Origin of the sequence: Rhizobium ruizarguesonis (genome assembly GCF_012349115.1) — a bacterium.
Classification (GTDB): domain Bacteria; phylum Pseudomonadota; class Alphaproteobacteria; order Rhizobiales; family Rhizobiaceae; genus Rhizobium; species Rhizobium ruizarguesonis.
In genome coordinates this window covers 65,834-89,254 of the sequence record NZ_PQIG01000081.1, presented here as the reverse complement: position 1 = coordinate 89,254, position 23,421 = coordinate 65,834, and the positions used below count along the sequence as shown (strand labels likewise).

Here is a 23,421-nt window from a genome sequence, read left to right as displayed (position 1 = left end):
CGACGATCTCCGCGCCCGCCTAACCTAGCGCATATGAGGGTTAGGGTGAGGGGCAGCCATCGGCGCCGTACCTCACCCGATCATTCTCCAGAGAACCGGTTATTTAACGATGTCGAGATCGTTGATGACGCGTTTGCCGTCGACCTCGGTATAGAAGACGATCACCTTCACGCCGGCTTCGAGGCCGTCGAAATTGAATTCCTCGGGCGCCTGATAGGTTTTGCCGTCATCAAGCGTCAGCACGAGATTGGCCGTGTCGACCTTCTTGATGGTCGCCTCGACATCGGCGCTCTCGGCAAAACCGCTCATCGGTGACAGGAAGCTTGCTGTTGCCAAAAGCGTGGCGACGACGAAACGCATGGCGACAATCCTTTTAAGACGCTGCACGAGAAACTGACTGGCCACAGATAAGCTCCTGAATATGGCGAAAATTGCCCGTAAGAATGGCTTTTCCCGCCCAATTGATGAATAGGATTTTAAATATAATCAAGATGGTGCGTTAATCCGCGGTTTTTCCCTTCCCGCGATCTCTCGGCATCGCCGGTGGGCAATCGTAAATTAACCCGCGCGCCCTACAGTTGCTCGTCAACATGGGGGTTTCATTTTGTTATCCAGGCTCAGCGACAGCAAGCAGTTGCGGCGCGTGTTGAAGAATAGCCGCGTCTCGTTTCTGGTTTCGTCGCTTGTCGCCCTGGTCGTCATCATGGTCGGCTTCGGGCTCGACCAGGCCAATACTGCTTCTCATGTGCGCGAACTTCATATCCGCACCGAAAACGAGACGAACCTCATTCGCGCCCGGGTCATGGCCGAGATCAATATGGACCTCAGCGTCGTGCGCGACCTGACGAACCTGATCTCCGTCAGCGCGGCAAACGGAGAGGAGATGGAGCGCCAGATCAACTGGCTGCTGATCCAGAACCCGTCTTTCATTCATATCGCCGTCGCGCCTGATTTCATCATCCGCGACATCCACCCATCGCAGTCCGGCAATGAGCGGATCGGCCGCGATGTGCGCGAGGTTCTGTTCTTCCGCCAGGCGATGACCAGCGCGGCCAGCAACCAGTCGGCGCGCTTCTACGGCCCGATGAGCATTGACGGCCGCGACGCCTTTGCCATCTTCTTCCCGGTTTTCGTCAGGGAGAACGGTCAGCGGCGGATCTGGGGGGCGGTCGAGGTCGCCATCGACCAGACGATGTTCTACCAGGCGACCGGGCTGATGCCGGCACGCGACCGCGAGAACCAGGAACGCTATCCGCATCTCGACCATCTTTCGATCGCCATCCGGGATATCGCCTCGCCGGCCGCCGCCACAGCGCTTCTCCCGGCGCCGTTCTTCGGGTCGGCCGATATCGACGGCAAGGATCCGATGCGCCAGAAGATCGGCTTTGCCGGCGGCAAGTGGGAGCTTTCCGCCGTCCCGAACAGCGGCTGGGACGCGATACCCGAAAACCGCACCAAGCTGCGTCTGATCATCCTTGCCGCCGGCTTCATCATTATCGTGCCGATCTTCTTCGCGACCCTCCTGCTCGGCGAGCGCAATCGCAACATTACCGCGCTGGAGACGCGCGAGGCAAAACTGCTGGAACTGTCGCAGCGGCTCAATCTGGCGCTGGAATCCTCGAATATCGGCATTTGGGAGCTGCAGGATGATTCGAGCAGCCTGCTCTGGGACACGCGCGCCGCGGCCCTGCACGGCAAGCCGGCTGAGGAAGGAAGCTGGGCGCTCGACAAATGGCTGGCGGCGGTCCTGCCCGAGGACCGCGACATCGCCGAGGTGCATTTCTTCAGCTGCAGCATTGCCGGTGCTGCCTGCACGGCGCAATACCGCATCATGCTCGCCGACGGCGGTATCCGCCACCTGCGCTCGGTCGGCGCCTTCTATACGGATGCCGGCGGCGTCAGCAAGACGATCGGAATCGTCTGGGACGTGACTGCCGATGCGGAGATCACCGACACGCTGCGCAAGGCCAAGGATATGAGCGAGGTCAAGAATGCCGAGCTGGAGCTGGCGCTTGAAGAGCTCTCGAGCCGCGAGGGGCAGCTCGCCGAGCTTTCCAGCCGGCTCGACCTGGCGCTCAATTCCTATCAGTGCGGCATATGGGAAGCCCGGCCCGGCCGAGGCGGCTCGATCTGGAACGAGCGGATGCACGAGCTCTATGGGCTTGCGCCGCGCAACGGTTTCATGACCGAGGAGATCTGGCTTGGCTGCATCCACCCCGAGGATCGAGCCTTAGCGCTCGAAAGCGCACGCCACTTCAAGAAGAACGGCGATACGCACACGCTCGTCTGCCGCGTGCTGGTCGACGACGGCTCGGTGCGTTATGTGCGCTCGGTCGGCAAGGTCCACCAGACGGGGACTAGCGAGATGAAGATCATGGGCATCGCCTTCGATGCCACCGAAGACGTGCTGATGACGATCCGGCTGAAGGCGGCCAAGGACGAGGCGGTCGCCAAGAATATCGAGCTTGAGCTTGTCAAGAACAGGATCGAGCACAATTCGCTGCACGATCCGCTGACCGCACTCGCCAACCGCCGCAAGCTCGATATCGCACTGGAAAGCCTGACCCATGACGGTCGCCAGCAGCGGCAGAAATTCTCGATCCTGCACATCGACCTCGACCGCTTCAAGGACATCAACGACACGCTCGGCCATGCCGCCGGCGATGCAATGCTGGTGCACGCCTCGAAAGTGCTAGCCAAGAACGTCCGCGGCAGCGACATCGTCGCGCGCATCGGCGGCGACGAATTCGTCATCCTGGCGCTCGACGTCGGCGACAAGGAGATGGCGCAGCTTTCGACGCGGATCATCGAGGAGATGCGCCAGCCGATCGATTTCCAGGGCTTTTCCTGCCGCTGCGGCGTGTCGATCGGCATTGCGCTCGCCAACGGCATCCATGTCGATGCGCGCAAGGTGCTGATCAATGCCGATATCGCGCTCTATCGCGCCAAGAGCATGGGCCGTAACCGCTTCGAATTCTTCAATCACAATCTCCAGGCCGATATCGTCAACACCAAGCGCACCGCCGACGAGATCCTCGCCGGCATCGACAATGGCGAATTCACCGCCTGGTATCAGCCGCAATTTTCGGCCCGGACGATGGAACTGACCGGTGTCGAGGCGCTGGTGCGCTGGAAGCACCCCTCCAAGGGGTGGCTCGCGCCCGACAAGTTCCTGCGCATTGCCGACGAGATCAATGTCGTGCAGATGCTCGACCGGATCGTTCTCGAAACGGCGCTGCGCGACAAGGTGCGCTGGACAGCGCGCGACATTGTGGTGCCCAAGGTCTCGGTCAATGTTTCGGCGCGGCGGCTGCATGATGGCAGCCTCTTGGAATCACTCGCCGACCTGCATATTCGTCCAGGCGAAATCTCCTTCGAGCTGGTGGAATCGATCTTCCTCGACGAGAGCGAGGACGTCGTCTCGCAGAATCTCGAGCGCATCAAGGCGCTCGGCATCGATATCGAGATCGACGATTTCGGCACCGGCCATACCTCTATCGTCAGCCTGTTGAAGCTGAAGCCGAAGCGCCTGAAGATCGATCGCCAGCTGGTGCAGCCGATCGTCAATGCCTCGCAGGAGCGGGCGCTGGTCAGCTCGATCATCGAGATCGCCCGCTCGCTGGGCGTCGAGACGGTGGCCGAAGGGGTGGAGACGGCGGCACATGCCGCACTGCTGCGCGATCTCGGCTGCGATATCCTGCAAGGCTATGCCTTCTCGCGGCCGCTCTCCTTCGACGATTTCACCGAGGAAGCGACCGGAACGGGGTGGCGGCTGGCATCATGATCGCCGCCTGCTGATCGGCCTCGTCCGGACCCCTCCCCGCCTGCGCAGAGGGAGTGACGGCACAATGCGCCGTCGATCACCGGCAAAGACGGAAACAGCATTTCCTGGGCTGGCGGTTTGGCGCAAAGAAAGGCTTTTGCCTCGGCGGATTTTTGGCCTATGAGTGTCGCGCCTTTTCAAGCAATGGCGCGGCCGGCAGCGATCGGCTTTGGCGCGCCACCGTGGGAACACATGTCGCACAATACATTCGGTCACCTTTTCCGCGTAACCACCTGGGGCGAAAGCCATGGTCCGGCGCTCGGCTGCGTCGTTGACGGCTGCCCTCCGGGGCTGCGCTTCAAGCTCGAGGACCTGCAAGTCTGGCTCGACAAGCGCAAGCCCGGACAATCCCGCTTCGTGACGCAGCGGCGCGAGGACGATCTGGTGAAGGTACTATCAGGCGTCATGCTGGACGCCGACGGCGAGACGATGACGACCACCGGTACGCCGATCTCCATGCTGATCGAAAACACCGACCAGCGCTCCAAGGATTACGGCGAGATCGCCCGGCAATACCGCCCCGGCCATGCCGATTATACCTATGACCTCAAATACGGCATTCGCGACTATCGCGGCGGCGGCCGCTCCTCGGCGCGGGAAACCGCTGCGCGGGTTGCCGCAGGCGGCATCGCCCGCCTTGTCGTGCCTGGCGTCACGGTGCGCGGCGCGCTGGTGCAGATCGGCAAGCACAAGATCGACCGCCGCAACTGGGATTGGGACCAGGTCGATCAGAACCCGTTCTTCTCGCCCGATGCCGCGATCGTGCCGGTCTGGGAGGAGTATCTCGACGGCATCCGCAAGAACGGCTCCTCGATCGGCGCCGTCATCGAAGTGATCGCCGAAGGCGTGCCGGCCGGTCTCGGCGCGCCGATCTATGCCAAGCTCGACCAGGACATCGCCTCGCTGCTGATGTCGATCAACGCCGTCAAGGGCGTCGAGATCGGCAATGGTTTTGCCGCCGCCGAAACCTCAGGCGAAGACAATGCCGACGAGATGCGCATGGGCAATGACGGTACGCCGATCTTCCTTTCCAACAATGCCGGCGGTATTCTCGGCGGCATCTCCACCGGGCAGCCGGTGGTGGCGCGTTTTGCCGTCAAGCCGACCTCGTCGATCCTGACCGAACGCCAGTCGATCGATGCGGAGGGCAAGAATGTCGATATCCGCACCAAGGGCCGGCACGACCCCTGCGTCGGCATCCGCGCCGTGCCGATCGGCGAGGCGATGGTCGCCTGCGCCGTCGCCGACCATTACCTTCGCGACCGCGGCCAGACCGGCCGTCTGAAATAGGAGCGCTCGCCCCATGTCTTATGACCAGAAGCGCGTCGTCGACGCCATCCGGGCCTTCGAGGCCGGCGAGATGGTCGTCGTCATGGACGACAATGACCGCGAGAACGAAGGCGACCTGATCGTCGCCGCCGTGCATTGCACGCCGGAGAAGATGGCCTTCATCGTGCGCCACACCTCCGGCATCGTCTGCGCGCCGATGCCGAAGGAAGAGGCCAAGCGCCTCAACCTCAACGCCATGGTGGCGGAAAACGATTCAGCCCATACGACGGCGTTCACCGTCTCGGTCGATTTCAAGCACGGTACGTCGACCGGCATCTCGGCCGACGACCGGACGCTGACGGTGCGCAACCTCGCCAATCCGAATGTCGGCGCTTCCGATTTCGTCCGTCCCGGCCACATCTTCCCGCTGGTCTCCCGCGAGGGCGGCGTGCTGATGCGCTCCGGCCATACGGAAGCCGCCGTCGACCTCTGCAAGCTCGCCGGCTTGCCGCTGATCGGCGTCATCTCCGAGCTGGTCAACGACGACGGCACCGTCACGCGCGGCCCACAGGTGGTCGACTTCGCCGCACAGCACGGGCTGAAGCTCGTCTCCGTCGCCGATCTCATTGCCTACCGCCAGCGCAAGGAAACGCTGATCGAACTCGGCACCAGCTTCGACATCGAGACGCCGTTCGGCAAGGCCAAGGCTCATACCTATTCCCTGCCCTGGGATCCGATGCAGCATCTTGCCGTCGTTTTCGGCGACATCCGCGACGGCGTCGACATCCCTGTTCGCCTGCATCCGGAGAATGTCGCCGAGGATCTCTTCGGCAAGAACAGCCCGGTCGATTTCTACATGCAGAAGATTGCCGAGCAAGGCCGCGGCGTCATCGTCTATCTGCGCGAAGGCTCGGTCGGCGTCGGCCATCACGACAACGGCCGCAAGGCCCGCAACCAGGGCCGCGAGGCCCATGCCGAAGCCCAGACGCGCGACAGCGAATGGCTGGAAATCGGCCTCGGCGCCCAGATCCTCAAAGATCTCGGCGTCAGCTCGATCAAGCTGCTCACCAGCCGCGAGCGCCACTATGTCGGCCTCGAAGGTTTCGGCATCAAGATCAGCACGACGGAGATCTGCTGAACGGGCGTGGGCTTGGACCCTCGCCATCCCTCATTCCTGTGCTTGTCACAGGAATCCAGCCACGGCGCGTCCGCGCCGTGAATGACTCACTTGCTTCTACGAAGAGAGTTTCCCGCACCCAAGGACTTGGGTGCGCTGGATCCCTGTGACAAGCACAGGGATGAGGGAGTGAGGGTAGTTCGACTATCCTCTCCACCCCTCCAGAAACACGACCTTCTCCACACCCGCAAACCGCGCGACCCGCTCCAACTCCGCTTCCAGCCTCTCCAGCCGGCCGGCCGACGGCTTGACGCCGGGTTCCAGCCAGAGCCGCTTGACGTCGAGCGTTGATTTCTTCCGGTCCGCCTTCATGTCGATGCGGCCGATCAGCCTGTCGCCTTCGAGCAGCGGGAAGACGTAGTAGCCATATTCGCGCTTCGGCTCGGGCACGAAGATCTCGATGCGGTAGAAGAAGCCGAACAGGCGTTCGGTGCGGTTGCGGTCGCGGATCATCGGGTCGAAGGGGCTGAGCACGCGGATGCGGGGCGGCGCGCCGGGGTAAGTGTCGAGCGTCGACAGGAAATCGGCAAAAGCCCAGGATGGGCGCGCCTTGCCGCCGAGCGCCGGTTCGATCAGCACTTCGATCAGTTCGTCGCGATGGGCTGATACCCAGGCCTTGGCCTCATCTGGCGAGACGAGGTTCCAGAAGGCCGATATCTCGCCGTGGGTGGCGAAGCCGAGCCGGGTGAGCGCGCTGCGGCATGCCCAGTCGACGAATTCCTCGCGGCTCACCTCCGGCTCACGGAATTCGGCCGGGATGACGCGCTCCGCCAGATCATAGATCTTCTGGAAGTTCGAGCGGCCGGCGATGGCGAACTTGCCGGTGTGCCAGAAATATTCGAGCGCCGTCTTGTTCGGATGCCAATTCCACCAGCCGCCGGAAACGTGGCCGTCGGCCTTGATATCTCGCGACAGGATCGCGCCGTCGCGCCGCACGCGCTCATAGGTCTCCTCGAAGGCTGCCTCGAAGCCCTCGCCGCGCCATTTGCGCCAACGTTCGATGATCACCTTTTCCTGATGAAGGAACTTGTGCTTCCAATAGACGAAGAAGGCGCTCGGCAGGATGGAAGCATCATGCGTCCAGTGCTCGAACAGCGCGCCGTCCTTTTCGAGCAGCGCGGTCAGGTGTTCGCGCCTGTAGGTCTGGTTGCGGGAAAACAGAATCTGATGATGCGCTCGCTCCACCGTCTGGATGCTGTCCACCTGGACGAAACCCAGCTCATGGATGAGCTGCAACAGGCCGGCCTTGGTCAAGGCGCGGTTCGGCGGAGCGCTGAGGCCCTGCTTGGCGAGGAAGACACGGCGGGCGTCGGAATTGGAAAGCAGATTCGTCATGGCCCCATCATAATCCGGAAAATCTTCCTAGCCACCCGATATCGACCCAATATCGACAGCGAGATTTGCTCTTTCATCAGCCCGATGTCCCCGTATAGAAGCATTGCTATCCGGTTGGCGCCGATGGCTACCCCTCACCCTAGCCCTCTCCCCGCTCGCGGGGAGAGGGGACGTGGCCTGCGAGAGGTTGGTGGGGAATGGAGAGGTCGCGGCATGGTCCCTTCGCCCCGTTTACTGGGGTCTGAAGGACGGGTCGAGACACGTGGCTCGACCCAGGCAGAGGTGCCGGCAGGCGGATGAGGGGCCGGCATCGGCAATCTCCTCCGGTGAAAAATGCGAGGGATTGGTTTGGATATTCGTTTCGAAGGTGCCGGGGTCAGTTTCGGGGCACGGGTGGCGCTGCAGCCGCTGACGCTTGGCATCAGTGGAAAACGCATCGGCGTCATCGGGCTGAACGGTTCGGGCAAGACGACGTTCGCGCGGCTGATCAACGGATTGACCAAGCCATCGGTCGGCCGCGTCACCGTCAACGGCCGCGATACGAACGACGAAAAGACTGCGGTGGCCGATGTCGGTTTCATCTTCCAGTCGCCGCAGAACCAGATCATCCTGCCGATCGTCAAAGACGACATCGCTTTCGGGCTGAAGCGGCGCGGCTTCAGCAAGGCGGAGATCGAGGCGAAGGTCGAGGGCGTGCTGGCCCGCTTCGGCGCTGAGGCGCTGGCCGATCGGCGCGCACATGAGCTTTCCGGTGGCGAGCTGCAGGTGGCGGCCCTCTGCTCGGTGCTGGCGACGGGGCCGGGCATTCTCATCCTCGACGAACCGACCAACCAGCTCGACCTCAAGAACCGGGCCCTGGTCGAAGGGATTATCGCCGGACTGCCGGAAAGTGCCATCATCATCACGCATGATCTGGAGCTGATCGCCGATTTCGAGCGGGTGCTGCTGTTTCATGAAGGGCGGCTTGCCGCCGATGCGCCGGCTGCCGAAGCGATCGCCCGCTACAAGGAGATCGCCGCCTGATGCAATCGCTCTATGTCGAAGGCAACAGCGTGATGCACCGGCTTTCGCCGCGGGTAAAGCTGTTGTCGCTGACGATCTTCGGCGTCGTGCTGTTCGTCAGCGGGAACCTCATCCTGCTTTCGATCGCCGTGCTGCTGACGGCGGTTCTCTACCGCATGATCGGCCTGCCGTTTGCCGATGGGCTCAGGCGGCTGCGGCCGGTCTTCCTGACGATCGCGGTCGTGGCACTCTTCAACCTCATCTTCAATCCCTGGCAGGAGGCGCTCGTGCCCCTGCTGCGGCTGACGGCGCTGATGCTGCTTGCCGCCACCGTGACGGCGACGACGTCGATCACCGAGTTCATCGACGAGGTGACGGCGCTTGCCCGCCCGCTCGAACGCACCGGCTGGGTGCAGGCCGACGATATTGGCCTGGCGCTGGGGCTGGTGCTGCGTTTTGTGCCTGAGATCGTCGGGCGTTATCAGGCGATCCGCGAGGCGCATAAGGCACGCGGACTGAAGGTGCGGCCGACGACGCTGCTTGCGCCGCTGATCATCCTGACGCTCAAGGATGCGGATAATATCGCCGCGGCGATTGACGCGCGCGGCATTCGGCGGCATGTGAGTTAACGATTGATAAACACGGAATTCATGATGAGCACTCGCGACCTCGTTCTTACCGCCCTCTTTGCCGCGATCATCGTGGCGCTCGGCCTGCTGCCGCCGATCTCGCTCGGCTTCATTCCGGTGCCGATCACCGCCCAATCGCTCGGCGTGATGATGGCCGGCGTCGTGCTCGGCGCCCGGCGCGGCGCGATTGCCGTGCTGATCGTGCTGGTTCTGGTCGCGATCGGCCTGCCGGTGCTTTCCGGCGGCCGCGGCGGCCTTGCCATCTTCGCGTCACCAACGGCCGGCTTCCTGATCGGCTGGATCTTTGCCGCCTTCGTCACCGGCTATTTCAGCGAACGGCTGGTCAACCATCAGCAATCCGCCCTGGTGCAGACGGTGAGCTTCTTCCTCACCGCTATGGCCGGCGGCATCGTCGTACTCTACGCCTTCGGCATTACCTATCTCGCCACCGTCGCCGGCCTCGGCTTCACGAAAGCCTTCGTCGGCTCGATGGCCTTCATTCCCGGCGATGTGATCAAGGCTTTCGTCGCAGCCCTGCTTGGCCGCGCCGTCATGGTCGGCTATCCCCTGCTGCCGTCGCGCGCCTGACGCATAGGCCGGTCTTGTCTGGTGAACACCCCAACGGCCCCTTCGGGGGCCGTTGCGCTTAAAGACATAGAATCTATGCGAAAGCCTTCACTAAAGCGCGTCGCGATCTTTCAGATTCGCTCCTCGCGCTTTAGGCCTTTGTTGTTACGCATGTCGTTGTCGCAAAACCGCTGCACACTTTTGCGCGACATGCTTTAGGCGTTCAACCCGATCCGCATGAACGGGAACTTCCAAACCTTCTTTTCATTTTTCCGCAATGAACATCCCTGAAGGAGAACCCATGCCAGGCGACCAGCAGGAGGAGATGGCTGCCTGGTTCCGCTCGCTGGTTCCTGTCCAGCCGAAGGACATGGTCGGTCTTTGGAGCGGCGTCGGTATTCCGTCGGATCATCCACTGGACGGCGTGCTCGAGAATCTCAACTGGTTTGGCAAGCGCTTCCATTCCGACATGCGGGCGGACGCCCTGCTCTTCACCTGGAGACCGGGCCGCCTCGTGCCGCTCGAGCCAAGTTTCTTACCCATTGGTCTGGCGATCAAGATGGCGCCCTTTGGCCGGACGTTCGTCGCGCGCGGCTGGTTCTCATACCTGCAGAAGCTGCTTCGAGCGAGAGGCACGACCGCTTCGTTGCGGCTTCAGGCCCTCGACGGCATCGAAACGGCTGTGATGATCTACGACAAACAGCCGATCGTGGACTACTTCCGCAGGATGGACGATGACGAGATTGCCGGCATGATGTGCGTGCGCGGCGACCCTCGGCGGTTCTTCTTCAAGCTCCGGAAAGTGATGGACTGAGGTATGCCGCAAAGGGCTGGCCGCCACCTCTGGAGCATCGCGGCACACGACATCGAACCCATTGCCCAATTCTTTCCTCAATCCAAGACAGGCGGAACATGCTATGAAAGCAGGGAAGAGGGCGAGATGACCGTCATCGATCGAAATCATGTTCAAGTCCGGGGCGATGGCCAGCGTGCGATGATCTTTTCGCATGGATTCGGGTGCGACCAAAATATGTGGCGTTTCGTGGCCCCGGCTTTTGAGGCCGACTTCAAAACAGTGCTGTTCGATCACGTTGGCGCGGGACGATCCGATCTTACGGCTTATGATGCCGGGAAATATTCGTCATTGTCCGGTTATGCGGATGACCTCGTGGAAATTTGCCGCGAACTTGGCCTGACGCAAACGGTCTTCGTCGGGCACTCCGTCAGCGCGATGATCGGCGTCATCGCGTCGCTGCAGGCACCGGAACTGTTTGAAAGCCTGATCCTCGTCGGGCCGTCGCCGCGCTATATCAACGACGATGACTATATCGGCGGTTTTAGCGCCACAGACGTAGACGAACTGCTGACATCGCTGGACGACAATCACATGGGGTGGTCTGCCGCCATGGCGCCCGTCATCATGGGCAATCCGGATCGACCGGAACTCGGCGAAGAACTGACAAATAGTTTCTGCCGCACCGATCCTGAGATCGCCAAGGCGTTTGCACGGGTGACATTCACCTCAGACAATCGCAGCGACCTTCCTGAAGTCACCGCCAGAACGCTGATCCTTCAATGCCGCGATGATATCATCGCCTCCGAAGAGGTCGGCGAATTCGTCCATCAGCAGATCCCAAATAGTCAATTGGTCGTGCTGAACGCCAGTGGCCACTGCCCTAACCTCAGCGCTCCCGACGAGGTCATATCTGCAATCCGGCGGTTCGTTCGATGACCGGTGGCGACACGCAGATCGTCATGCCGGCGGAAGACCTTGAGGACCTGTACGAAAACGCGCCATGCGGCTATCTTTCGCTGCAGCCGGACGGGCGCATCGTCAAGGTGAACCGAACGCTATCGACCTGGATCGGCATCCCTGCCGAGCAACTCCTCGGCAAACGACTTCGCGACCTGCTCAACACGTCGGGCCGTATATTTTACGAGACCCATTTTGCGCCTCTGCTGCGCATGCAGGGGTTTTTCAATGAGGTTGCCCTCGATCTTGTGACGGCGGACGGCAGAACCTTGCCCGTGCTCGCCAATGCAATGGAAAGACGCGCAGAAGACGGTGCCTTGCTTTTCACCCGTGTGACGATGTTCCAGGCTGCCGAGCGTCGCCGTTATGAACGGGAGCTGCTCGAGGCGCGCGCAGCCGCCGATGCAGCCGGTGCCATCGTCAAATCCCAGCTCGACCTTGAACAGCAAACCGCCGAATTGCGGGAGCAGTTCATCGCTGTCCTTGGCCATGATCTGCGCAACCCGCTTGCCTCGATTGCCGCCGCGGCGCGCATGCTGCGAAAGGAGGAACAGACCGATCGCTCGATTAACGTTCTCGATTTGATGCAGGGCAGCGTCGTTCGCATGTCCGGCCTGATCGACAACGTCCTCGACTTCGCGCGCGGACGATTGGGTGGCGGCATCACGCTCGAGAGGCGAGCGGAGCATCTCGAACCGATCCTGCGACAGGTCATCGGAGAACTCCGCTCCTGTCATCTCGACCGCGGGATTGAGGTGAGTATCGAATTCGCCGGACCGATAAATTGCGACAGCGGCCGGATTGGCCAGCTGGTGTCCAATCTGCTCGGAAATGCCCTTACCCATGGGAAGTCGGACGAACCGGTGCGGCTCTCGGCGGCAACTGTCGACGGAAGACTGGAACTTTGGATCGCCAACAGCGGCCCTCCGATTTCCTGCGATGCGATGACAAGGCTTTTTCAGCCTTATTTCAGAGGCGAAATCGGCACAAGTCAAAGAGGATTGGGGCTCGGTCTGCACATCGCTTCGGAAATCGCCCGCGCCCATGGCGGCACGATCACGGTCAGTTCCGATGACACGGAGACGCGCTTCACCTTTGTGATGCCCTTGGATTGATCCGGGCTGCACAGCCGGCCAGCGTAAGCGGCTATTCCTTGCTGTCGGTGCGCGCCTGGCGCAGAAGCCGGTCGCCATCTCGCCCCGCCTGGAATCCGGGCAACAAAAAACCGCCTTGAGGCGGTCGGGCATTCTATCGATTTCAGTTTGATTTAGTCTCCTCCTCCGCCATCTCCGCCACCGCCATCACAGCCGCCGTCGCCTGAGGCATCGAACCAGCCTCCACCTCCATCGCCGGAGCCTCCCAAATTGCCCCACCTGCGCTTGGTGTTTGCAGTGGTCTGGGTGGTGGCGCCTCTTTCTGCCCTTGCGATCAGCGCAAAGATCAGTGCGAAGCCTCCAACGAGCACGGTAATCACAAGAAATGTCTCCAATCAGTATCCTTTCGTTGTTTCAGGAAACCACGTTTCCTGACTAAAATAGTAGATTATTTTCCCGCTCCCGGAAATGACCTGAATATGAAACTTTCATGACAGTCTGGATCACGTCAAAACTCTGCGCTGCCTAAGGTGCAGCGCAGAGGATCTCGGACTGCCCCTTCACGCCGCCGCTCTTTGCGGAAAGAGGACGGCTTGCGGAGCGGCCTTGACGCCCGTCACGATCAAGGGGTCCTGATAGAGGCGAGGAGCCGGTATTCCCAGCCTGGAATGCAGCGTTGCGGCCGAACTCGGCAGGAACGGCAGGAGGCAGCGGACAATGATCGCAAGGCCATAGACTTGCTCGGCCAGGGAGGCGCCGAGACGCGCGGCGGTCGCCTTCCGTTCCTCCGGCGTGAGATCGGCAAGCAGGGCTTTCGCATCCGCCCATGGCGCGCGTTGTGCAAACCGCTTGTTCGCCACGCCGACAAACTCGAAAATATCAGCCAGCCCAACATGGAGTTCGTAGGCATCGAAGGCCTGGGCCACTTTCGCCGGAAGGCGGGCGGCGGCCTCGACGAACGCGCTGTCCGGCACCGGCGGAACGATCCCGTTGAACGAGGTGGAGAGAAGGGCAAGCACCCGGTTGGCGAGATTTCCGAGCTGTCCTGCCAACTCTCCCGACCATGCGGCTTCGAGACGTTCGGCCGAGAAGTCGCCATCATCTCCCGAGCGTATATGCCGCAGCAGGTAATATCGCAGCGCGTCCGGCGTTTCGTAGGATTGGATGATGCCTTCCGGATCGATGCCGTTGCCGGCCGACTTACCGATCTTCCTGCCGTCCACCGTGACGTAGCCGTGCACGAGGATCGACGATGGCGGCGGCAGGCCCGCGGACAAAAGGATGGCCGGCCAGTAGATGGCGTGGAACTTGGAGATGCCCTTGCCGACGACATGGATGCGTTGGCCGCCGTTCCAATAGCGCGGCAAGAGGGTTACATCGGACCCGTGGCCGAGACCGGTGAGATAGTTCGCCAGGGCATCGAACCAGACATAGACGACCTCATCTCCATCGGGGACGGGAACACCCCAGCCTCGCGCCCGCTCCGCACTGCGCGAGACGCTGATGTCGGTCAGGCCACGCCGCAGCAGGGCAAGGATTTCGTTGCGCCGATGGGCGGGAACGATCCGAAGCTCGCCGGTCTCAATGAGCTCAAGCAGCCGGCCGCCGTATCGGGAGAGACGGAAGAACCAGTTCTCCTCGCGGATGGTCTCAAGGGCAATGCCATGTTCCGGGCAGCGCCCGTCATCGAGTTCCGACGGCTCGTAGAATTGCTCGCAACCGACGCAATAGAGACCCTCATATGCCTTGCGATAGAGGTCGCCATTGCCGGCGCATGCCCTCCACAAGGCATGGACGCAGGCGATGTGCCTTGGATCGCGGGAGGTGCGAACGAATTCCTCGTTGGAGATATCGAGCAGACGGCCGAGGCGCTCGAACCTGTCTGCATTCGCATCCACGAAGTCCTTCACGGGCAATCCCGCGGCTTCCGCCGACCGGACATTCTTCAGGCTGTTGTCGTCGGTTCCGCACTGGAACCTGACGTCGTGGCCGAGAAGCCGGAAATGGCGGGTATAGGCGTCGGCCTGGACAAGCTCCAGGGCGAAGCCCACATGCGGCGCGGCATTCACATAGGGGATCGAGGTGGTGATGTAGATCTTGTTCATCGGCGTTTCCTTTCGAAGGCTGTTATTGCCCGCGAGACGGATCGACCCATGAAAAGACCGCCTCGAGGGCGGTCGCTGGTGCATTCTGGACGCACGAAACCCGCCACGCTATGAGCGCGGCATCATCATCACGAAAGTGCTGATCACGGTGTTGTCCATGCAAATTTCCTAGCATTGCGGAGTGTTTTGAACAAGCGCTCCTGTGACCAGAAATGGTGCTTCAGCTCTGGCCAAGCATCAGCGATACGCGCGGGCCTCTATCAGGAAAAATTCTCCAGCACGGCCAGGAATGTGTGCCGGTCGCCCTGCCCTTCGGTCAGGCGCACACGGCCTTCGATGTCTGCGAGGTGGTGGTCCATCAGCTGTTGCGCCTTGGCGAGGTCTTTCGCCTTCAAGGCGGCTACGATCATCCGATGGTGGTCCGCGCCGCAGTCGTCCTTGCGGTCTTCCTCGTAGAGCGACATGACGAGGGAAAGCCGGGCGACGATCTTGGCGAGCACTTCGGTCAGCACCGGATTGCCGGCCATTTCGGCGAGCACGATGTGGAACTTGCCCGACAGAACCGTCTTCGACTTTTCGTCGCCGTGGTGGTGGATGTGCTCTTCTTCGTCCGTCAGCTTTTGCAGCGCATCCAGCTGCTCCGGCGTGACCCGGGCGATGACGAGTTCCAGAAGCAGCCTCTCTATCTTCCGACGCGCCTCGAAAAGGCTCTTTGCCTGCTCGACGCTCGGCTCGGCGACGAAGGTGCCGCGATTTCTCTTGCGTTCCAGCAGGTGGTCGCTCTCAAGCACACCGAGTGCCCCGCGCACGACGGTTCGGCTGACACCGAAATGCTCGGCGATCGCCTCCTCCAGAATTTTGGTACCGGGCTTGAGCGCACCCTCGCCGATGGCGGCGGCAAGCGTGGCGCGGATACGCTCCGAAACATCGTCATGGGTATCGGCGCTCTCCACCGACCCATTGGTCGCTGCCATCGCTTTGGGACTCTGACGGCGCATCTTTCTCATTGCAGTCTCCAAATTGCCTCTGGCGGCCCGGCGTGGATTCGATCGATCACCAGATATCCGTGCCCGATAATTATTTCCATAAGAATATTCTTGCGTAGATCATCTCGGCACAGGTAATTCGATCGACGGTACCGGCGAAAACGCCGACACCGCCTTGGGACTCAGGCCGCTTTCTGCTTCTTTTCCGGCACCGACAGGGCAATACCCTTTTCGGCGCAAACCGCCTCGACATGACGCGCCGATTGCTGGATGAAGCCGATCGCCTCGGCAAAGCCGTAGGACTGATTTTCGTAGGTCGGGTAGCCGTATTGGCGGCATTCATAGGCTACCCAGTCCGGGAATTCACCTGAGGCGACCCGTTTCTCATAGGCATCCACCATCGCCATATAGGCCGCAAGCTCATCCGCCGTCAGGTCGGGGTGGCCGGCGCGCCAGATAGGATCGTCGATCTCGATGCACTGGCGCGGATTGGCTTTGCGGGGCTTGTCGGCGACAGACTGGGCGACTTCCAGCGACAGGTTCAGCGTCGGGTGGGCGTCCGCAAGAATGGGAAGGATCGCGGCGAAATCGACGATGCCGCCGCCAACGGGTCTGGTCTGGAAATCGAGACCACCCGGAGCGCGCCCGACATAGGCATCCTTGATATGGGTTTGGCGGATATGGGGAGCCAGCCGCTTGGCGGCGAAGACCGGATGCTCGCCCCGCTGCAGTCCGTTTGCCGTGTCGAAGACGACGCCGACGCAATCGGCGCCGACCTTCTCGATCAATCGCAGGATCTCGAAGGAGGTGATCTCGTCATGGGTTTCGATGTTCATGTGCGCGCCATTGGCGCGGGCGACGGGCGCCAGCTTGCGGAGGACCTTTTCGATTCCGAGCAACTGCTCTTCCCAGGTCACATCGGTGCGGAAGCGGTCATTGGCCAGCCGGCCACGATATTCGCTCTTGAAATTGCCCGGAGCAACCCAGAGCTCATGGCAGCCGATTGCGGCACTTGCCTCGATCATGCGCGTGAAACCGGCAATGATATCGCCGCCGCCGGCTGCCCGCAGGGCCGGTTCCTCGGCGCTGCAATAGGGATTGATCTTGCCGATGCCGCTTTCGAGATAGAGGCCAAGGTCGTCAGCCTTCGCCCTGATCTCGCGCAGCAGGCCGCTGTCGAGATCGGGGCTCATGTCCAGCGCCGTACTGAAGAAAATGCCTGCGAGCCCAAGTTCCTTGACGTGATCAAGGCTTGCCAGAGGCCCCCGCTTCTTTGCCTCGGGCAGCTTTATGCTGTCGATTCCCAATTTCATGTCATGCTCCTCTGCTGTTTCCTGATGGGGCGCGCTGCACTGGCGACCCCTTCGTTGTTGATCTCAATTCACGTCGATGGATCGGCGATCACGCCCGTCCGGGAGCGCGAGACTTCTCTGCTGTCCGGCCTTTCGGAACGAGACTCTTTTCGAGATAGTGCTGGCCTATGGATGCGACACTCGTGATGGCGAGGTACCAGATCGAAGCGACGAACAGCAGTTCGATGACCAGGAAGTTCCGGGCGTAGATCGCCTGCGCCTGCGTCAGCAGATCCTGCATGCCGATGACCGAGACGATGGCACTGGCCTTCAGCATGCCGATGGCCTGGTTCCCCGTCGGCGGCACGATGATACGCGTGGCCTGGGGCATGATGACGGTGAGAAAGGTCTGTGCCTTTTTCAGCCCGAGCGCCGTGGCCGCTTCGCGCTGGCCGCGATCGACCGCGATCAGGCCGCCGCGGATGATCTCCGACATGTTTGCCGCTTCATGCAGCCCCAGCGCCAGGAAGCCGGCCAGGGCCGGCGTCACCAGATCGTTGATCGAAATGGTGAAGGCTCCCATCCCGATCTGCGGGATGAAGAGGGCGATATTGAACCAGAAGAAGATCTGGACAATCAGCGGCACGCCGCGAAACCACCAGACGAAACCAGCCGCGATGGCTTTGAGAACCAGGTTATGGCTCGTCGCCATCAGCGCCAGCAGGCATCCGAGCACGATGCCGAACACCATGGCACCAGCCGTCAACTCAAGCGTCAGCAGCACGCCGCGCAGGATTGAAGGATCCACCAGATAGCGGGGGATCTCGGACCATTGGATGCTTTGGCTCTGCCCGACGATGAGCGCAAAGAAGGCCAGCGCTGAAATCGCGATGGCACCGGTTGCGATCTGGCCCCAACGCATCGGCCTTCCGACCGATGGTGCGAGGGAGAACGTTGTTGGTGAAGCTTGAAACAGAGCCATCGGCGTCAATCCGCGGGCATGCTGGCGGCATCATTGACCTTGACGGTCTTCACGGCCAGCGGTCCGAGGCTCCACTTCTTCATGATGGTCTCGTAGGCGCCAGAGTCCACCATCTGCTGCAAGGCGGCGACGACGCTGTCGCGCAGCTGCGGATTGTCCTTGGCCGTCAGCATGCCGAGATAACCGACGGCAAGGCGGATGTCCGGCAGCGCCTGCAGGCCCTTGCCGTTTCCGGTCTGGTGTTCGGTCGTGTAGACACTGGTGGCGTAACCGTTGACCGTGGCGTCAGCCCTCCCCGTGCGGACGGCCTGAAGCACATCCGGCATCTTCGGGATCGACATGATATTGACCGGGGTCGCGCATTTGGCCGATGCCGCCTCGACCATCTTCGCCTGGAAGGTGCCGACGGGAACGGCGACCTTCTTGCCGCACAGATCCTCCATGCCCTTGATGGCGAGAGGATTGTCCTTGATCGTCATGATCGTCGTCGCGTCATACATATAGTCGATGACGTCGACCTGCTTTTCCAGCTCCGGATCGTCGTTGATTCCCGAGATCGAGATGTCGAAGCGCTTTGCCAATATGGAGGGCACGATCGCCGCACCCGCCCCGACATCGGTCATCTCAACATCGACACCCAGGATGACGCCGAGTGCGGCAGCGATATCGGCATCGATGCCGATCAGCTTGCCATCCTCGCCGTGAAAGCTGATCGGTGGCGTCAGGTCGGTCGCGACCTTTAATACGCCCGATGACTTGATGGAGGGCGGCAGCCCGTCGGCCAGTTTCTGCGTGAGGACGACGCCGGGGAGCTTGGCGACATCGGCATCAGGCGTCATCTTCTCAGCGGCACCTCCGGCGGCATAAGCAGAGGCCGCGATCAAAGAGACCATCGCTCCGGCAACCCCGGCCTTCAAGATTTTCTGAATGCGCATCATGTGATCCCCTTTCATTTTTGTACCGGTGAATTCTCGGGATCATCCATGCAATCGCCGTGCCACCTGCAGTGGCGCGTCAATAATCACCTGATATCAATAGGGTTTTTGTTGATGACGACATTTCGGATAGAGTTTCGCAATATAATTCGCATGAAGTTTCGAACATACGATGCACATTTTTTACGCTTCCCGGCCCTGCCGCATCACGTTTGACCGCCTCATTCGCTCACAAGACCCAAAAACACCTCTTCAGATGCCAAATCCCGCGCTTTTCGGCGCTTGATCGCCCGCTCAGGGGCCGTGGCTGTTTCTATCTGATGCCCATTTAATATACGACGCTGGCGAAAATTTATACAAAAACTAAATGCGAATTTCAAATCGAATATGTATTATTATAAACTTTCGAAACTTTATAAGTCGCAAATATTGCTTAATTTTCATTGGCTTGGCATTGACGACAAAGACGATCGGCAAAACTGGCATGCCGCTTGCAATTCGTTTCTCATGAACAAGCTCGACGCAAAATTTCTCGCCGGACCGCATCTCCGTCTTGTGCCGGAGACAGCGCAGCAATCCGTGACCTCGACCCAGAACCAGGGAGGCCCTATGCAAGGCATACCGAATATGGCTGAACGCAAGCGGCTCAGCGTTCAGGGCCTCACCCACAGTTACGGTGGCCAGAACGCCATCAGCGACGTGGCTTTCGATATCGAGGCCGGCGAGATCGTTGCCCTGCTCGGGCCGAGCGGCTGCGGCAAGTCGACCGTACTGCGCGCCATCGCCGGGCTGATCCAGCCGAAGGCGGGCAAGATTGTGCTCGGAGAGAGAGATTTAGCCGATGTCTCGGCCCGCTCGCGCGGCGTCGGCATGGTCTTTCAAAACTATGCTTTGTTTCCGCATCTGACGGTCGCAGAAAACATCGCCTATCCGCTGGCCTGCCAGAAGCTTCCTCGCGCTCAGCGCAAGGCGCGCGTCGAGGAGATGCTGTCTCTCGTCAGGCTCAAGGATTATGGCAACCGCCTGCCGCGCGAACTCTCCGGCGGCCAGCAGCAGCGCGTCGCCGTTGCGCGTGCCATTGCCGGGCGCCCGTCCCTTCTGCTTCTCGACGAACCCTTCGGTGCGCTCGACCGCGCCTTGCGTTTCGATCTGCAGGTGGAGCTGCTGCACCTGCAGAAGACGCTCGGCATCACGACGCTGATCGTCACGCATGATCAGGAGGAGGCCCAGAGCCTCGCAAACCGCCTGGTGCTGATGAACAAGGGCAATGTCGAGCAGATCGACACGCCGATGACCGTCTATGACCGCCCGAAGACGCTCTTCGTCAACACCTTCATCGGCCAGGCAAACCTGCTCAATGGAACGGTGCTGCGGCTCGATGCCGAGAGCACGCTGATCGGCCTTGCGAATGACCGGACCCTGCTCCTGCCGCGCCGGCTGAACTTCACCCTCGGCTCGAAGGTCACGATCACCTTCCGGCCGGAAGAGGTTCGCCTGTCGACGCAGCCGAGCGAGAGCGCCCTGCCCGTTCGCATGACGGTTTCCGTGCCGCTCGGCCCTTCCCTCGTCCATGACCTTGTTCTGGAAGACGGTACAGGCCTGCGCGCTTCCGAGGTCAGAGGCCCCTCCACATTCATTCCCGAACCGGGAACGCCGCTATTTGCCGAGATCGACACCGCAAGGTGTCACGCCTTTCCGGGCGAACCGGAAATCATGAGTGAAGAAACAGATCAACAGAGGTGAACGTGATGAAGGACTTTCAGATTACCCGTCGTGGGTTCGGTTTCCTGGCGGCCGGTGTCGCCGCATCGGCCGTGCTTCCATTTGCCGCCCGCGCTGCCGGCGGCGGAGCCGTTGCCGCCACTTTCCCAGGCAGCTGGGAGGATGCCTACCGCACAGTGCTGACGCCGATGGTCAAGGATGCAGGCTACGACCTGACCATTGCGCCGGCGATGGCGCAGGACCAGCTTGCCAAGATCATGGCAAGCCCCGGCAACCCGCCCTATGACACGCTGCTGATGTCGCCCGGCCAGATGGCCGTCGCCATCGAGAAGGATCTCATCCAGAAGATCGATCCGAGCAAGCTCAAGAACTGGGGCATGCTCGATCCGTCCTTCCAAGGCGAATACGGCCCGACCGTGACCATCGAAGTCAACGGCATTGCCTACAATCCCGATCTCGTTCCGAAGCCGAAGGGTTATCGCGATCTCTTTGAAAACCCGGCTTATAGCGGCAAGGTTTCCTGGACCGGCTTTGCCTCGAACACCGCCGTCATGGCCTATACCGAGATCGCCAAGATCTTCGGCTCCGGCCCGAACGACATGGACGCCGTCTTCAAGCTGTTCAAGGATCATCCGGAGCATCTGAAGGGCGTGGTCGATAGCACCAACCATCAGATGACGCTGTTCCAGCAGGGCGAAATCGCCGTCTTCATGTGCTCGACCGGCAATGTCGCCCATCTGAAGAGCCTCGGCCTCAATGCCGAATTCGTCCATCCGGAGACCGGCTCGCCCGCAGCCCCCGTCAACATCCACCTGACCAAGGGCTCGGCCAATCTAGACGCGGCCTATGCCTATATGGATGCCGCGATCTCCAAGGCCGCCCAGGACCAGCTCAAGGAGCCGCCGACCGAGATGTTCCCGACCAACAAGGACGTGGCGCTGACACCGGGCATCGAAGCCTATGTCACCCGCGACCAGATCAAGACCATGGTCTATCCGGACTGGGTCGCGATCAACAAGAACCGCGACGACTGGATCCGCCAGTTCGACGCACTCGTTGCCGGTTGAGGTGATGTGATGAAGGCGAGCGGCTTCCCATACGTCCTACCGATGCTGTTGCTTTCCGTGGCGTTCTTCGCAACGCCGCTCGCCGTCCTCGTCGGTTTCAGCTTCGCCGGTCCCGGCGGAGCGACCCTCGAACATTATGCCCGCTTCTTCGGCGACGCGTTCAATTTCCGCGTCCTCGTCAATACCGCAAGGCTCGGGCTCGAAACCGTCATCGGCACGACCTTGCTTGGCGTGCCGATCGCACTCCTCTACTGGCACGGCGGCCGAAACCTGCGGCAGGTTCTGATCTTCCTGACGCTCATTCCGATGCTGACCAGCAATGTCGTGCGCACCTTCGCCTGGATCGTCATCCTCGGGCGCCAGGGGCCGATCAGCGAAGCGCTGGTCGGCCTCGGTCTGACGGGAATGCCGACCAGCCTGCTGTTTACCGAACTCGGCCTGGTCATGGCCATGTGCCAGATCGATCTGCCGCTGATCATCCTGCCGCTGATCGCCATCCTGTCGCGCACGCCGGTGCAACTGACGGAAGCGGCCCAGGTTTCCGGCGCCGGTCCCTGGCGCATCTTTGTCACTGTGCTTTTGCCGCTGATGCTGCCGGGTCTGCTGGCGGGCTGGATCCTGGTCTTTGCCAGCACCAGCAGTTCCTTCGTTACCCAGGCCGTCATCGGCGGCGCGCGCAACGTCTATGTTCCGCAGCTGATCTACCGCGAGGTCGGTACTCTGTTCGACTGGCCGCTGGCCTCGGCCATCGCCGTCGTCCTGCTGCTGTCCACCGGCTGCCTGCTGGTCGCCCTTACCATGATGTCCCGTCACAGGAGGTTGGTCGGTCATGCGTGATCGTCGCGAAAATCCCATTCCCGTCATGCTCTACAAGGCATTCGTCTACGGATTTGGCGGGCTCTGCGTCATCTATCTCGTGGCACCGATCGTGATAGCGCTGACGATGTCGTTCACCTCGGGGCAGACATTGAAATACCCGCCGCAGGGCTTTTCGCTCAGGTGGTATGCGGCGCTGCTCGATCCGGTGCGCTCGGCAACCGAACATATCGCCGCCTGGAACTCGCTGAAGATTGCCGGCCTTGCCGTCCTCGGATCGCTGATCTTTGCGGTTCCGGCAACCATCGGCATGACGCGCATGAAGCACAGCACCGCCGGCACCATCGAGCCGCTGCTTCTCGCCCCGCTCGTCCTGCCGAGCCTCGTCTACGGCCTTGCCGCCTTGATCGTCGCCAACTTCATCGGCTTCAAGCCGTCGCTCTGGCTGACCGTATCAGGCCATGTCGTGGTCTTCGGGCCGCTGATGTACCGCGCCGCCTCCGTCGTCGCCCAGGGCCTCAATCCCTCGCTTGCCGAGGCATCGACGACGATGGGCGCGAGCTGGTTCATGACCCTGCGGCGCGTCACCTTGCCGCTATTGATGCCCGGCATTCTGGCCGGCGCATTCCTCGTCTTCATCCAGTCGCTCGACAATGTGTCGGTATCGCTTTTCCTCGCCGACGCCCGAACGACGGTCCTGCCGCTGCGCATGTTCGCGCTGATCGAGGAATCGCTCGATGTGCGCGTCGCGGCAATCTCCGGAATTCTGATCGCCGTGACACTGGTCGGACTGCTGGTTGCCCGGCGCGTGCTCGCGCCGCCCCGGCAGGCCTGAACAATCCGTCATTGACCTATGCCTGAACTTGG

At 61.3% G+C, this 23,421-nt stretch carries 21 protein-coding genes; 13 read left to right on the top strand and 8 right to left on the bottom strand.

Annotated features, from left to right (window positions below; all coding sequences use genetic code 11):
• Positions 1-99 precede the first annotated feature (99 nt).
• Complete coding sequence (locus tag C3Y91_RS18805) at positions 100-360, bottom strand: DUF1344 domain-containing protein (protein ID WP_003569889.1); 261 nt, start codon at positions 358-360, stop codon at positions 100-102.
• A gap of 244 nt (positions 361-604) precedes the next feature.
• Between C3Y91_RS18805 and C3Y91_RS18800 the strand changes: the two genes are divergently transcribed.
• The 3 genes from C3Y91_RS18800 (at position 605) to ribB (ending at position 6,230) form a co-directional block, all read left to right on the top strand.
• Entirely contained in the window at positions 605-3,784 is a 3,180-nt protein-coding gene (locus tag C3Y91_RS18800) for a bifunctional diguanylate cyclase/phosphodiesterase (protein ID WP_024321245.1), read from the top strand.
• A gap of 231 nt (positions 3,785-4,015) precedes the next feature.
• Positions 4,016-5,113, top strand: a complete 1,098-nt coding sequence (gene aroC / locus C3Y91_RS18795) for a chorismate synthase (protein ID WP_024321246.1) — start codon at positions 4,016-4,018, stop codon at positions 5,111-5,113.
• A gap of 13 nt (positions 5,114-5,126) precedes the next feature.
• The gene (ribB, locus tag C3Y91_RS18790) at positions 5,127-6,230 is read left to right on the top strand and encodes a 3,4-dihydroxy-2-butanone-4-phosphate synthase (RefSeq protein ID WP_012756303.1); all 1,104 of its coding nucleotides are present in this window, start codon (positions 5,127-5,129) and stop codon (positions 6,228-6,230) included.
• Between the two features lie 183 nt (positions 6,231-6,413).
• On the opposite strand, the gene C3Y91_RS18785 is transcribed toward ribB, so the two are convergent.
• On the bottom strand, positions 6,414-7,604 hold the full coding sequence (locus C3Y91_RS18785; protein ID WP_130791122.1) for a winged helix-turn-helix domain-containing protein: 1,191 nt from the start codon (positions 7,602-7,604) through the stop codon (positions 6,414-6,416).
• A 348-nt stretch (positions 7,605-7,952) separates the two neighbouring features.
• On the opposite strand from C3Y91_RS18785, the gene C3Y91_RS18780 reads away from it, so the two are divergent.
• The 6 genes from C3Y91_RS18780 (at position 7,953) to C3Y91_RS18755 (ending at position 12,670) form a co-directional block, all read left to right on the top strand.
• The gene (locus tag C3Y91_RS18780) at positions 7,953-8,627 is read left to right on the top strand and encodes an energy-coupling factor ABC transporter ATP-binding protein (protein ID WP_024321248.1); all 675 of its coding nucleotides are present in this window, start codon (positions 7,953-7,955) and stop codon (positions 8,625-8,627) included.
• On the top strand, positions 8,627-9,235 hold the full coding sequence (locus tag C3Y91_RS18775) for an energy-coupling factor transporter transmembrane component T family protein (RefSeq protein WP_024321249.1): 609 nt from the start codon (positions 8,627-8,629) through the stop codon (positions 9,233-9,235). Before C3Y91_RS18780 ends, C3Y91_RS18775 begins: the two co-directional genes overlap by 1 nt.
• Positions 9,236-9,259: 24 nt before the next feature.
• Complete coding sequence (locus C3Y91_RS18770; RefSeq protein WP_018068366.1) at positions 9,260-9,823, top strand: biotin transporter BioY; 564 nt, start codon at positions 9,260-9,262, stop codon at positions 9,821-9,823.
• Positions 9,824-10,079: 256 nt separating this feature from the next.
• Positions 10,080-10,616 (top strand): GXWXG domain-containing protein, encoded by a 537-nt coding sequence (locus C3Y91_RS18765; protein ID WP_024321250.1) that lies wholly within the window; start codon positions 10,080-10,082, stop codon positions 10,614-10,616.
• A gap of 126 nt (positions 10,617-10,742) precedes the next feature.
• Positions 10,743-11,534 (top strand): alpha/beta fold hydrolase, encoded by a 792-nt coding sequence (locus C3Y91_RS18760; RefSeq protein WP_130760539.1) that lies wholly within the window; start codon positions 10,743-10,745, stop codon positions 11,532-11,534.
• Positions 11,531-12,670, top strand: a complete 1,140-nt coding sequence (locus C3Y91_RS18755) for a PAS domain-containing sensor histidine kinase (RefSeq protein WP_024321252.1) — start codon at positions 11,531-11,533, stop codon at positions 12,668-12,670. The genes C3Y91_RS18760 and C3Y91_RS18755 overlap by 4 nt, the downstream gene beginning before the upstream one ends.
• 152 nt (positions 12,671-12,822) lie before the next feature.
• Here C3Y91_RS18755 and C3Y91_RS18750 read toward each other — a convergent pair whose 3' ends face one another.
• The 6 genes from C3Y91_RS18750 to C3Y91_RS18725 form a co-directional block, all read right to left on the bottom strand.
• Positions 12,823-13,044, bottom strand: coding sequence for a hypothetical protein (locus C3Y91_RS18750; protein ID WP_130687681.1), 222 nt, complete (start codon positions 13,042-13,044; stop codon positions 12,823-12,825).
• Positions 13,045-13,209: 165 nt separating this feature from the next.
• Complete coding sequence (locus tag C3Y91_RS18745) at positions 13,210-14,754, bottom strand: methionine--tRNA ligase (protein WP_130760538.1); 1,545 nt, start codon at positions 14,752-14,754, stop codon at positions 13,210-13,212.
• Positions 14,755-15,014: 260 nt separating this feature from the next.
• Positions 15,015-15,761, bottom strand: coding sequence for a GntR family transcriptional regulator (locus C3Y91_RS18740; protein ID WP_130672062.1), 747 nt, complete (start codon positions 15,759-15,761; stop codon positions 15,015-15,017).
• A 161-nt stretch (positions 15,762-15,922) separates the two neighbouring features.
• A complete protein-coding gene (locus C3Y91_RS18735) occupies positions 15,923-17,053 on the bottom strand; it encodes a sugar phosphate isomerase/epimerase family protein (RefSeq protein ID WP_130681114.1) in 1,131 nt (376 codons plus the stop codon).
• A gap of 88 nt (positions 17,054-17,141) precedes the next feature.
• Positions 17,142-18,014, bottom strand: coding sequence for an amino acid ABC transporter permease (locus C3Y91_RS18730; RefSeq protein ID WP_130681112.1), 873 nt, complete (start codon positions 18,012-18,014; stop codon positions 17,142-17,144).
• Positions 18,015-18,019: 5 nt separating this feature from the next.
• Complete coding sequence (locus C3Y91_RS18725; RefSeq protein ID WP_105005137.1) at positions 18,020-18,952, bottom strand: ABC transporter substrate-binding protein; 933 nt, start codon at positions 18,950-18,952, stop codon at positions 18,020-18,022.
• 504 nt (positions 18,953-19,456) lie between these two features.
• Here C3Y91_RS18725 and C3Y91_RS18720 point away from each other — a divergent pair.
• The 4 genes from C3Y91_RS18720 to C3Y91_RS18705 are packed head-to-tail and all read left to right on the top strand — an operon-like array spanning position 19,457 to position 23,389.
• Positions 19,457-20,692 (top strand): ABC transporter ATP-binding protein, encoded by a 1,236-nt coding sequence (locus tag C3Y91_RS18720; RefSeq protein WP_130785642.1) that lies wholly within the window; start codon positions 19,457-19,459, stop codon positions 20,690-20,692.
• On the top strand, positions 20,689-21,738 hold the full coding sequence (locus tag C3Y91_RS18715) for an extracellular solute-binding protein (RefSeq protein WP_197726762.1): 1,050 nt from the start codon (positions 20,689-20,691) through the stop codon (positions 21,736-21,738). The genes C3Y91_RS18720 and C3Y91_RS18715 overlap by 4 nt, the downstream gene beginning before the upstream one ends.
• A 9-nt stretch (positions 21,739-21,747) precedes the next feature.
• A complete protein-coding gene (locus tag C3Y91_RS18710) occupies positions 21,748-22,575 on the top strand; it encodes an ABC transporter permease (RefSeq protein ID WP_012755672.1) in 828 nt (275 codons plus the stop codon).
• On the top strand, positions 22,568-23,389 hold the full coding sequence (locus tag C3Y91_RS18705; RefSeq protein WP_168575674.1) for an ABC transporter permease: 822 nt from the start codon (positions 22,568-22,570) through the stop codon (positions 23,387-23,389). Before C3Y91_RS18710 ends, C3Y91_RS18705 begins: the two co-directional genes overlap by 8 nt.
• Positions 23,390-23,421: the final 32 nt, after the last annotated feature.